We start from the raw sequence: 12,920 nt of genomic DNA, 5'->3' as shown, positions 1-12,920 counted from the left end.
AAAGGCTAAGGGCTTGTTCAAAAATAACCGCGTAGATTTGCAGAAGCTATCAGCCACCGCAAAGCGGAAGCAAGGCTCCAGCAGACAGCTCAGTAGTTGCACGAAATTAATTACACAGCAAAGAAACTAATCGCACCAGTCAGGTTGGGACACTGCGAAAATTGTACTATCCACCGATGAAGGGGCAGTCTTAAAAGGTTCCGCTTGCATCCCCAACCTATAAGGGCAAAGCATTCGGACAACCATTGTTTGCGAGTTTCGAGCGCCGACTGACCACATGTTTCGCTCCTATGACTACTCCTCAGAGACTCTCTAGGGAGCGTGAATTAGAATAATCTGTAAATTTGGCATCCTGCATGGGCATCGCATTGCCATGCCCCTACGCCAGGTATGCGACCTTATTTAATCTATATTCCTAAGTCACCACCCACTCAGCAATCAGTCTTCCTTTGGCTTCTGCTTTCTGGCAACCGATCGCTACAGAGCCTGCCTGCTTTCTTTACAGCCGCTAAAAGGAGTGAAACTACTGACCCCCTGAAAAATTGACAATCCGAGCAAAGCTGTCTGGTTGCAGACTGGCTCCACCGACCAGCGCCCCATCAATTTCGGGCTGCTGCAAAATTTCGTCTACATTATCGGGTTTGACTGAGCCGCCATACTGAATTGGCACATCAGGATTAGTCAGCTGTGCCCGAATGAGCCCAATCACTCGGTTGGCTTCGGATGATTCGCAGGTATCACCAGTGCCGATCGCCCAGATCGGCTCGTACGCAACAACCAGGTTCGTTTGATCAATGCCCGTAAGACCGTTTTCAAGCTGGCTAAAAATCACCGATTCTGTTTCGCCAATATCTCGCTGCTGCTTGGTTTCACCGACGCAGAGAATCGGTGTCAACCCGGCAGCTTGTGCCGCTTTTAAGCGTAAGTTAACAGTCTCATCCGTTTCGCCAAAGTACTGCCGCCGTTCACTATGCCCCACAATGACATAACGTACGCCAATCTCCGTTAGCATTGGCGCAGCCACTTCTCCAGTGTACGCTCCAGACGTTTCCCAATGAACATTTTGTGCACCCAGGCGAATCAAGCTGCCGTGCAAAGACTGCGACAGGCTTACTAAAGCGGTGAAGGGGACGCAGAGCACGACTTCCCGATCGTCTGCAACGTCGTTGAGATGAGGCATAAAACCCTGGAGAAACTCCATTGCTTCTGCTTGGGTTTTATACATTTTCCAGTTGCCAGCAATAACTATTTTTCGCACGGGTCGCTCGGTTGGGGTTGAATGCACAATTTACTGCATCATTCAGTCTAAGGCTTCTAGTGACCAACCGATCCAGTTTGCTGTGAGGAGGGCAGGAGCTAGGGGATCGCAAAACCGCCTTTAACGTTCAGGAGAAAGGGTCGCCAACGGCATAAAAGCTTTCCCACAGTGGTGCTGAAGGGTTCACGGGTGGTCACAGACAGGGCGTAAGCAGGAAGCGATGACGCGTAGCTGAGCTTGTAACAGCACATTAACTTGCAACACTATTCTTTTCAGAAAGATTCTACGCGCAGGCTAAAGTTGACAGATCAAGGCAGCGATCGACGGCCAGTTCCAGGTCTTCTAGGAGATAGGGTTTGCTCACACACTCGTGACAGCCAGCTTGCAAAAGCTTCTGTCGATCGTCCGCTCTTGCTAAAGCCGTCACAGCAATGATGGGAATGTTAGCCGTTGCCGCATTCTGCTTCAGCTGCTGCACTACATCAAAGCCACTTAGATCAGGTAGCACAATATCGAGCAAAATCATACTAGGTTGCCAGGTTTGCGCTAACCTCAACGCCGTTTTGCCATTTTGAGCCGTTGCCAGCGATCGATCCGGGCGTGCCAGCGTTTGCGCTAACAGCAACAAACTGTCTTCGTCATCATCCACTGCAAGCAGACGATGGTTGCTCACCATTAACGATTGCAGGTTGTGAAGATAAAAATCTATGCGTTCCAAGTGCGAGGAGTGCGGTGGCTCTTCGTCAGGGATAACACCAAACGCAGCAGCAGTTACATTTGACGGAGAGACTGTAGCGCGGAGAGACTGTAGCAACGTTAGAGCGATCGATGAGATAAGGCAGCAATCACGCTTAACAAAGGACAGGGCGAAGGCATGAACGGTAAGCTTGCTTCAATTCTAAGGCCAAAGCTTAATTTTAGTTTAAGTTTTAAAGCCATTTTGTCTGGATTGTCTTCAACCCAGGAACTGTAGATATGCTGGGAAAGGGGCAACGAGTTAATTAATGTGTCTAGAGCGACAAAGCGACAGTATTTATCCTGTCCTTATACGCTGCTGAGTCTTATCAGTAGTTGTGGTGAACGACTTGCAGCAGTATGGGTGAAAACCAGGAGCCAGACGTCAGGAGTCAACGGAGAACAGCTATGGGTATTGCCACAATTAATCCCACCACAGGAGAGACCATCAAAACGTTTGACGCGCTGACCGCGATCGAGATTGAGCACAAGTTAGCGCTGGCGCAGCAGACGTTTGAAGCGTATAGAAACACTACATTGAAGCGGCGATCGCAGTGGTTAACGGCTGCCGCTGTCATTCTAGAGTTGGAAAAAGCAGCGTTTGGCAAAATCATGACGCTAGAGATGGGCAAACCCTTGAAAGCCGCGATCGGCGAAGTGGAGAAATGCGCTACTGTTTGCCGCTTCTACGCTGACCATGCTGCCGCGTTCCTTGCGGATGTCTCAGTGCCAACAGATGCGAGCAAAAGCTTTGTGAGCTATCAGCCGATTGGTGCTGTTTTAGCGGTGATGCCTTGGAATTTTCCGTTCTGGCAGGTCTTTCGCTTTGCGGCTCCAGCACTCATGGCAGGCAATGTGGGCTTGCTCAAACATGCGTCGAATGTGCCTCAGTCAGCCTTGGCGATCGAGTCTATACTTCAGCGAGCAGGCTTTCCAGAGGGTGCGTTTCAGACCTTGCTCATTGGGTCAGATCAGGTGGCAGCGGTGGTGACGGACGATCGTGTTAAGGCTGCTACGCTGACAGGCAGCGAATCTGCAGGCGCCAGTCTGGCAGCAACAGCGGGTAAGCAAATCAAAAAAGTAGTGTTGGAATTGGGCGGCAGCGATCCATTTATTGTGCTGCCCAGTGCGGATCTGGAGACTGCGATCGCCACGGCTGTCACCGCACGCATGATTAATAATGGCCAATCTTGCATTGCTGCCAAGCGCTTTATTGTGGCAGATGCCATTTACGACGAGTTTGAAAAACGACTGCTGGAGAAGTACCAAACGCTCAAAGTCGGCGATCCCATGCTGACTGATACCGATATTGGGCCGTTAGCGACACCCGGCATTCTGCAAGATTTAGAACAACAGGTACAAACCGCGATTCAGCAAGGCGCGCAGGTGCTTATCGGTGGCAAACCCCTTGACGGTACTGGCAATTTTTATCCGCCAACGATCCTCACTCAGGTTCCGATCGATAGCTCTACGGCTCAGGAAGAACTATTTGGCCCTGTGGCAATGCTGTTTCGGGTGGCGAACATAGACGATGCAATTCGACTTGCCAACAGCACCCCGTTTGGTTTGGGAGCTAGTGCTTGGACTACTGATCAAGCCGAACAAGATCGTTTAGCCCATGAACTGGAAGCAGGATCGGTCTTTATCAACAGCATGGTCAAGTCTGATCCACGTTTACCGTTTGGGGGCATTAAGCGATCGGGCTTTGGGCGTGAATTGGGCGTTCAGGGGATTCATGAGTTCGTTAACATCAAGACTGTCTGGGTGCAGTAGACAGGAAACATGAAAGATCAAGGATGAGGAAGGAAAGTCATAACACGCTTTCGCTTTTAGCCTTGATTGGTTTCAGACGGTACCTGTCAACGCTTCCCAACACTTTCCTTTTTGCGGCTGTGTTCTTTGTAACGAAATTGAAGAGTGATCGTCCGGAACGTGCTAAGACAGGAAGAGGGTGGCAGGAAGCGCTATGTTCCTTCTTGTTAAGAACTGGACACAACCCACTGCTTGATTGAGAGCGAACGACACAACGGGAATACTTAGTTTTTGTGAAAGGGGTAAAGAGCATGGGCGAGATGAATACTGCCGAACTGCTAGTGCGCTGTTTGGAGAATGAAGGCGTTCGCTACATCTTTGGGCTACCGGGCGAAGAAAATCTGCACGTCCTTGAGGCGCTGAAACACTCGTCGATTCAGTTTATTACCACGCGCCATGAACAAGGGGCCGCGTTTATGGCTGATGTCTACGGGCGACTCACTGGCAAACCAGGCGTGTGTCTTTCCACCTTGGGGCCAGGGGCAACGAACTTGATGACGGGTGTCGCAGATGCCAATCTCGATCGCGCACCGCTAGTTGCAATTACCGGTCAAGTGGGTACTGATCGGATGCACATTGAATCGCATCAATATCTTGATCTGGTCGCTATGTTTGCGCCAGTCACGAAGTGGAACACCCAGATTGTCCGCCCCAGCAACACGCCTGAGATTGTCCGGAAAGCCTTTAAGATTTCGCAGGCAGAAAAGCCAGGAGCGGTTCATATCGACTTGCCCGAAAACATTGCGGCAATGCCTGCGCCTGGTAAACCTCTGGTGAAAGATAACAAAGAAAAAACCTATGCGTCGTTTCAGAGCATTGAAAAAGCAGCCGCTTTTATTTCTCACGCAGAAAACCCGTTGATCCTGGTCGGCAATGGTGCCATTCGAGCCAACGCGAGTGAAGTGCTGACTGAATTTGCCACGCGGTTGAATATTCCGGTCGCTAATAGTTTCATGGGCAAAGGCGTGATTCGTTATACCCATCCGCTGGCACTTTGGGCGGTTGGTTTGCAGCAACGCGACTATATCAGCTGCGGGTTCGATCGCGCCGATCTCATCATTTGTGTGGGGTACGACCTGATCGAATACTCACCCAAAAAATGGAATCCCGAGGGTACGATTCCGATTATCCATGTTGGGGCTATGCCCGCTGAAGTGGACAGCAGCTATATTCCTGTTGCCGAAGTGGTAGGTGATATTTCTGATTCTCTGAGAGAAATTCTGTATCGTGCTGATCGTGCCAACAAACCAGACCCCTATGCCTTGGAGCTACGCACCGATATTCGTAACGACTATGTGCAGTATGCAAAGGATGACGGTTTTCCCATCAAGCCGCAAAAAATTATTTATGACCTCCGCCAGGTGATGGGACCAGAAGACATTGTGATCTCAGATGTGGGTGCTCACAAAATGTGGATGGCACGGCACTATCATTGCGAACGCCCCAATACCTGCATTATTTCTAACGGTTTTGCGGCGATGGGCATTGCTATTCCAGGCGCGATCGCGGCTAAGCTGGTGCATCCCGAACAGCGCGTTGTTGCCGTCACAGGTGATGGCGGCTTCATGATGAACTGTCAGGAACTGGAAACGGCGCTGCGGATCGGTACGCCGTTCGTCACGCTGATTTTCAATGATGGTGGCTATGGCTTAATCGAATGGAAACAGCAAAACCAGTTTGGTAGCGCGGCCTTTATCAAATTTGGCAATCCCGATTTTGTGAAGTTTGCTGAAAGTATGGGTTTGAAAGGCTACCGTGTAGAATCCTGTTTGGATCTGATTCCAATTCTCAAAGAAGCGCTAGAGCAGGATGTTCCCACTGTCATTGACTGCCCTGTGGATTATCGAGAAAACCTCCGCTTTACTCAACGCGCTGGCGATTTGAGTTGCTGGGACAACAATCTTTAGGTGATTTCCAAGAAAAAAGGTACCGCTTGGTCACACCTTGGGCAGTGTAGCTGATTCCTCCAACGGCGATCGTGCTTTATGAACCCTATTGCAACTGTTGAAGTGTGCAATGCAACGTTGACTCATCCATCAAATCAAGTCTTTCACACCGTTTACTCGGCTTCGCCAATGAGCGTAAAGGCTGCCCAGTCAAGCGGGTAAGGATAGTCTTTCATTGTGATGAGCATGGCCTGTCGGAGTGCCTGGGCTTTGTCCGGTTGCTGTTGGAGGGCATGGTAGAAGGTCGTCATGAGTTTAGCCGTCGCGGCATCAGAGACTGCCCACAGGGAAACAATCACGCTGGGAACGCCTGCCGAAATAAAGGCACGCGATAGTCCAATCACTCCATCGCCGGTAATTCTGCCCTGCCCAGTATCACAGGCGCTAAGCGTGACGAGTTCAGCCGTCAAGTGCAGATTGAGTACGTCGCTGGTCGTGAGTAAGCCATCATCGCCTTGGGATGGTGCGAGGGCGATCGCGCCCGGTATCCCTAGCCCCTTAAGGGAGGCATTTTGACTGCCATACTCTAAGAGCCCGTGTGTAGCAAAATGCACTAACCGCGCGGCTGTCAGTTTTTTGAGCAGACTGACTTTAGTTGCCTGCTTACGTGTAATGGCTCTTGTGCCTAGCAGTTGGGCGATCGCGATCGCTTCTTTTTCAGCCCCCGGCAAGGGTGGCAGTTGTTCTGGCGGTTGTCCCGGTTCAGTCGAGACAAATGGCATGGTGGGATTGCCGATGATCAGAGAGGAGAGAGGGTTGAGGAGAGAAGCGTGCGGGGATTGACCGTGCCGCTCTCTGCCTCTCGCCTGTTGCTGTCGGGTAAGCTCCAGGACTTGAATAGCGGGTGCCGTGAGGATGGTGTGATGTTCGATTAAATAGCTACCGTCAGCAGCCTGAAGCGCGGCGAAGGGCACCAGAAAGAGAGATTCTTGAGGGATAAAGATCACGCGAGCGTTGAGGCTGAGGGGTAGCAGATCGGCGATCGGTTCTATGAGAAGCTGATGCAGTTTCCGTAGTCCGGGCTGTTTGCGAACGCGGCGCTTGCCCACTTGCTCGCCGGGCGAGGATGAGGTTGGCATAATCTGAAGTTGACTGGAACCGGATGGTTGCGCGGCGCTACTTCCCGATGGGCGAATTTTCTGGGCAAGTTCGTCACAGCTCACTTGCGGTGACAGGCAACGAGCAAGGCGAACTACATCCACCAGCGTTGACCCGGTTTGCCATAAAGGTTTGAGATCAACCCGCCGAAAAGCCACCTTGCCTGTTGGCTGTACTACCCAGATAAGTAGCTCAGACTCTCTGGCACGCTGCTTGCCCTGCGCCTTGAAGTCATCATCCGGTACGATCGCATACTCGACTAATGTGGCCTGTTGCTGTTGCGCGACGGCTTTAATGGCGGCGATCGAAATGGGCTGCACGGCTAGTTGGGAGTCGGGAGTCGGGAGTTGGGTGTCGGGTTCCTGCCCGTTTCGCTCCCCTGTCCCTCTGCTCCCCTGCCCCGCTTGCCCCCTCCTTGCCAGCAATTCTACAAACGCCCGTGCCCGCCCGTGTTCAGTCATTTCCAGTGCTGCTTCGGGCTTGTGGGCAGCCAGCAAGATTTGCTGAAGCAGGTTGTAGGTATAGATTTGGGTGTCAAAGATGGAGGCTTTGTACGTGTCGCTTAACCCAGGGCGGAGGGCATCCAGCTTTGCGATCGCCTCTCGCAAGCGTGTTTCTGCTTCTGTCAAACTGCCAGCACTAAAGAGAGCGTGGCCCAAATTGTTGAGCGTTAGTCCGGCTAACTGTGGGTCGTCGAGTGTCTGGACGATCGTCAAACTTTGCTCGTAGTAGGCAATTGACTTGGTATAGTCCTTTAAGTCTTCATAAACTAAGCCCAGACTGCCAAGTGCTTCTACCGTTCGCTTGCGGTTGTTCATTTGCCGCGCGATCGCCAAACTGTCGTTGTAATAGCTGATGGCCCTCTGGCGATCGCCCCGCACATGGTAAACCGTCCCTAAATTCAGGAGTGTGCTTGCCTGCCCTTCACGATTGCCAGTCGCTTTAGCAAGCTCTAGACTGCGCTGCTGTGCCGCGATCGCGTCGTCATACTGCCCCAAATTACTGTAAACGCTGCCCAGATTTCCCAGTGCCGTGCCTTCACTCACCAGATCGTTCGTCTGCCGCGCCATTTTGAGGCTTTGCTGATAGGCGATCGTGGCCTTGTCATAATCTCCCACGGCTTTAAACGCATTACCCAGGTTCACCAATACCTGCCCCAAGCCCCGACGATCGCCGCTCGTTTGCATGAGTTTACCCGCTCGCCGCTGGGATTCAATCGCCCCGGCATAGTTGCCTAGCGCCACATAGGCAAGGCCCAAATTACTTAATGCCTGTGCTTCCATACGGCGACTGACCTGTGGTGCAAGGGGTAGAAACGCCTCAAGGGACGCGATCGCCTCACGATACCGTTCGAGCTGTACATAGACAGCACCCAGACTGGTGAGCGTCGACGCTTCCCCGCTTGGGTCGTGTTGCTGCTGATATAGCGTGCGTGCCTGCTGCCAGGCTTTGACCGCGGCCTCAAGCTGTCCTGCCTGATAGTGTTGACTGCCCTGTTGTTGCCATTCAGCAGCCGTGCGATCGGGTTCCGCCGAAAGGACACGATTGGCGATTGGCTGAGTCAAGACCGTTACGGGTAAAGACTGGGCTCGACTGATCAACGCTGTTTGCAGTACTAGTAGAAGCACCAGTGGGGGCAGGCATTGCATTGGCGGCATCAGATTACTCTCGCCATGTCGTAGCTGGTATCAAAACGTTGGGCGCGAGCTTCAAAGCCTTTGGCAGTCTTGCCTTTTGCGGTGTTGCTTGGCTCGGTATAGGGTTGGTGTGCCTGGCGCGATCGCTGGCTTCTAAGGCTTTGGTTTGCTTGGGTGCACTGTCCAGAATTTGCAGAATGAGTGCATCATCAGCTCTAGCAGAGACGCAGGGATTGCTAGCGGGACTGGACGCTGCCCGTCCTGCTGGCTGGGCGGTGGCACTGCCAGTGTCCAACGCAAGATTGCTGGCTGGACGACACCCCCCATTCTGAGATGGATTATCCACCCGTTGTTCTGTAACCAGGACGGCTGTACCAAGCTGTAAGCCATTGGTAGCGGCATTTGGGGCGTTTTCTCCAGGGGCGAGTGGCACAACCGGGGGAAAGATCTGGTTCTGGGTCGCACCGTAGAAGGCATTATCATTTCCGCCGCCAATGACGATCGCCGCCGTTACGCCACTAGCCGTGTTCGGAAAATTGACTGAGCCAAAACTCAGGGGTGCAAAGCGATGGTTACGGTAGAGCCCGAACTGCACATTCGTTGCAGCAGTGACAGGTTCGTAGGTATTCGTGACATTATTGCGGCTGAGAAAGGCATCGCTGGTGATGGGCAGAAACGGTGTGACAACCGATCCAGCATAGAAGGCCTCATTATTGCCCCGAATGATGATACGTCCGACGGTTGGAATACCAGGATTGGCTGGGTCAAGCCCGTGAAAGACTGGAATCGTTTGATCCAGGATTAACCGAGTCCCCCCACCATAGGTAATGGTGATGGGAGCATTTAAGGAGCCAGCAGCTTTCCCAGTTTGGGTCGGGCTTTGCGGACGAGCAATCAGACTCACGATCGGCTGTTGCGGGAAGCTAATGGGGATGGACGTGTTGGGCGCAACCGTAATCCCTTTTTGATCCAGGAAGGCCCGCAGATCTGTACCCGGTTGGGGCAGGACATTGATACTAAAAAATTCCTGCCCGTCCAGCACGTTGTTGACGGCGGCGATCGCCTGAAAGAGCCCGCCAGCCTGGACATCAATGCCATTGCTCCCGGCATCGATCGTGTTCACAACGATATTCCCCGTTTTGGAAACCAGGACAACCGAATCCTGGCTGGTCTGAGACGGAGCCGAGGCCGCCAGATCTCCCGTTGTGATATTGCCTACTGCCCGCAGGTCAATGGAACTGGGACGGGCAATAATGTTCCCACTGGTAATGCTGGAGCGGGAGTCGATCACCACCACGCCGGGGGCATTGTTTAAGTAAATACCTGCCGCTGTGATGCCTTTGGGGTCTGGTTCACCCGTCGGCAGGAGAAAGCTCTGTCCCCACACACGGATGGCACCACCTGCTAAGGCCAGATTGGGGACATATTGGTTCGTCAGTAGCACCGTATTGCTTCTACCAATCCCGTTGATGGTATCAAACACATTGGCGATCGAAATGCTAGCGATTGTAAGATCGGCACTACTGGGTGGAGCCGTCAGTGTAGGCCCAGTCGTCGCTGTACCGGGTGGAAACGGATTCGGGAAGAAGCTTTGCCCCGGTACGCCCCCCAGTGCGGCCCAATTAATGCCTGCCCTCACATCCAGGGTTGGTCTGGTACTGCCATTAATTACCAACTGATGACTGGCTTGAGGCAGGCGCTGCACGTTCCCAGCACTATCCAGCGTCGGCGTGACGTTGACGTACAGTGGGCTACCATCGGCACGGGTAAGGCTGGCAAGGCTAGCCAGCGCTGGATTCGGGTTGGCAGGGTTAATCGTGTTAGCGGTGGTATCGACGTTATCAATGACGATCGCCCCCAACGTCACACTACCCCCTGCCAGAATATGCAGCGAAGCGCCGGTGTAGTCTCCCATTGTCACATCCCCTGCCGCCAAGATGACTGGGTCGTTGAGGCTGAAGAGGGTGCCTGCTTTGCCGTTTAGATCCTCGAATTTGAGATTGCCCCCCACAACGTAATGCACATCGCTCCGTATCGGGTTGGCAGAGCGCAGTACGGTATCGCCACCAGAGAACAGTCCGCTAGCCGGATGGTTTAAGGCAAAGAGATCAACGCCCTGGTTGCCCCGGATGAGCAGCGTCTTGCCTGCTTGAAGGATCGTGGGGTTTGCAGCACTATCACGCAGTCGCACAGTATTGGTTGCCAGCAAACTCAAATCACCTGTGGTTTGCAGTTGACTTTCGACCAGTGTGAGATTGTGAGTCGCCGCCAGCGTCGCCGTGCCAGCAGTCAAGTGACCGGCAACGACATCGCCAGGCTCGATCGCCAATCCTGATCCAGTGAGCGCTACAACACCCGCCTGGTTGACTGTAAAGCCTGTGGCATTGACACCGATGCCCCCAGTGAGTAAAGCGGGTAGAGAGGCGATCGGCAATGTCCAAGCATTGGGTTGAGGGGTTGCGGCAGTCATTTCCCCTGGAGCCGGGCGCGGGGCTCTGGATGGCAGGGGCGCAAGCTCAAAACTTAGCAAGCTACCGGGTTGGCTCAGGCGCACCAGACTCTGACCTGAAACCGTCGCGATCGTAATCTGTCCGCTTGAGGCGATGAGTTGTCCGGTATTGACGACAGTGCCACCGAGCAGTAGCAGGCCTTGGTTGGCACCGACGGCAAGAATACCAGCATTGACGATCGCCCCTGGTTGCAACACCGTGAAAGCAAAGCGGTCAGGTTGCCCCAGCAGCGTAGCGTAATCATTCGTACCAGCGGCATTCAACCACTTGTCGCCAAAACCAATGCCGTTAGCGGTTGTGGCTATAAAGGAACCGGCTACATCCAACCGTGCCTTGGCACCAAAGACTATACCGGCTGAGTTCATCAGGTACAAATTGGCAGTACTGCCCGATACCTGAAGCAGCCCGTTAATCACCGAAGCGTCGCCCCCCGTCACCCGCGCCAGAATGTTCTGAATGCCAGGACTGGCAAGGAAGTTAGCCGTCTGTTCCTGGGTGAGTCCAAACTGCTGAAAACTTTGGAACAGGTTGCTTCCTGCGATAGTGCCACCCGTGATGGTGAACGTGTTGCCAGCCTGGTTCACGATCGTCTTTGTGCCATCGATCGCTCCATTCACCTGTGCTTGACAAGGCCACACTGCGGCCAGCAGTGTTGAGACCAGCAGCAGACTACCGATTCCTGAAATTGCTTGCATAAATACCTCAGCAATCCTCAAGCGTTTGGCAGATTCACTACTTGCTATAAGCAGCATCTCTGCCGTGTGTGGCGCATGCTGCTCATCACCCTGGTTAGAGCTTATCTCAAACCCTGTATAGAAGAACTAGGGGTAGCGGCATCAGCCTTTAACCTAGCCTGTTTGCTCCTGTTTGTCTTGCATATTCCTATTTATCTGACGTATGGCTGTTGCCAACGCAATTGATAGAGTTCGGCTAATTTGCTTTGGAGCTTTTGCTTGAGGATGGCGGCTCGATTTGCCATAGTCAAGGGAGCGTTTGTTGGTCTCTAAGGCTCTAATCTTCTCAGATCAGGCTTTAGAGCCTTTTTACCCACTTCCGGCAATGACATTCCTCTGCCGTGCGATCGTTTGAAATTGTTATTACAACTCCTCAAAAAACGCTTACAGACAGGATAGTTGAGTTGGTTCAGCCTGTTCCAAAAAGGCATGCTCAACGCTGCCACGTTGATACATAGGTGTTTTGTGGCGACCGACGAAACGAGGGCAAACACCCGCTTTCTCAAGGCGCGATCGCGCCTGTTTGCCCGAACAGCCTAGAATCGCCGCCGCATCGCCTAACGGTAACCATTGTTTGGCAAACCGCTCTAGCAAGGCGTCATCTGGCTCATTTTGGACTTCGGTTAAAAGGCGTTTTGCGAGTAACCAGCAGGCGATCGTATCCGCTTCAGCGCGATGCGAATGACTGACCGGAAACTGAAAATGCTTGACTAAATCCGGTAGACTCCGCGATGGCAAATCGGGCAGCATGAGTCGCGCCAAAATCACCGTGCAGAGCTGCTCCATAGACGATCGCGCAAACACCATCCCTAACTGGTCAAACTCTGCACGCAAAAAGGCATAGTCAAACGCTAGATTGTGTGCCGTCAACACACCAACATTTAATAACGGTAGGTACTGCTGCCAAACCGCTTCTGCTAAGGGTGCCTGGTCAACCATTGCCTGATCAATCCCTGTGAAGCGAGTAATCATGGTTGGCACCGGCACCTGAGGGTTAACGAGGTGAGTCTGCTGATGCAGAATGCCATCTGTTAACGTCGCCTGTAAGACGGATACCTCAATCACCCGGCAGGCGATCGCACGATGTCCAGTGGTCTCCACATCAACCACCGTCAACGGTTGCTGGCTGACTTGACGATAAAAAGCAAGCAGGTCAGTTGAAAGCACGGCAAAAACGCTTCAAGGACAAC

Annotated in this window: 7 protein-coding genes; 2 read left to right on the top strand and 5 right to left on the bottom strand. The window is 52.8% G+C overall.

The annotated features are described in order from the left end of the window. Positions 1 to 523: 523 nt before the first annotated feature. Both tpiA and C7B82_RS06030 read right to left on the bottom strand, forming a co-directional pair. Entirely contained in the window at positions 524 to 1,258 is a 735-nt protein-coding gene (gene tpiA, locus C7B82_RS06035) for a triose-phosphate isomerase (protein ID WP_106255403.1), read from the bottom strand. A gap of 283 nt (positions 1,259 to 1,541) precedes the next feature. Continuing rightward, a complete protein-coding gene (locus tag C7B82_RS06030) occupies positions 1,542 to 1,976 on the bottom strand; it encodes a response regulator (protein ID WP_245939756.1) in 435 nt (144 codons plus the stop codon). Positions 1,977 to 2,401: 425 nt separating this feature from the next. On the opposite strand from C7B82_RS06030, the gene C7B82_RS06025 reads away from it, so the two are divergent. Further along, positions 2,402 to 3,766, top strand: coding sequence for an NAD-dependent succinate-semialdehyde dehydrogenase (locus tag C7B82_RS06025; protein ID WP_106255401.1), 1,365 nt, complete (start codon positions 2,402 to 2,404; stop codon positions 3,764 to 3,766). Between the two features lie 290 nt (positions 3,767 to 4,056). Further along, entirely contained in the window at positions 4,057 to 5,712 is a 1,656-nt protein-coding gene (locus C7B82_RS06020; RefSeq protein WP_425443600.1) for an acetolactate synthase large subunit, read from the top strand. A gap of 152 nt (positions 5,713 to 5,864) precedes the next feature. Here C7B82_RS06020 and C7B82_RS06015 read toward each other — a convergent pair whose 3' ends face one another. The 3 genes from C7B82_RS06015 to C7B82_RS06005 form a co-directional block, all read right to left on the bottom strand. Continuing rightward, positions 5,865 to 8,507 (bottom strand): CHAT domain-containing protein, encoded by a 2,643-nt coding sequence (locus tag C7B82_RS06015; RefSeq protein ID WP_106255400.1) that lies wholly within the window; start codon positions 8,505 to 8,507, stop codon positions 5,865 to 5,867. Positions 8,508 to 8,511: 4 nt separating this feature from the next. Beyond that, complete coding sequence (locus tag C7B82_RS06010; RefSeq protein ID WP_181357366.1) at positions 8,512 to 11,691, bottom strand: filamentous hemagglutinin N-terminal domain-containing protein; 3,180 nt, start codon at positions 11,689 to 11,691, stop codon at positions 8,512 to 8,514. A gap of 423 nt (positions 11,692 to 12,114) precedes the next feature. Then, positions 12,115 to 12,897 (bottom strand): 3'-5' exonuclease, encoded by a 783-nt coding sequence (locus C7B82_RS06005; protein WP_106255398.1) that lies wholly within the window; start codon positions 12,895 to 12,897, stop codon positions 12,115 to 12,117. Positions 12,898 to 12,920: the final 23 nt, after the last annotated feature.

Origin of the sequence: Stenomitos frigidus ULC18, from assembly GCF_003003795.1 — a bacterium.
GTDB classification, from domain to species: domain Bacteria; phylum Cyanobacteriota; class Cyanobacteriia; order Leptolyngbyales; family Leptolyngbyaceae; genus Stenomitos; species Stenomitos frigidus_A.
Note: the sequence above shows the minus strand (reverse complement) of the source record. Positions and strands in the feature narration are given on the sequence as shown.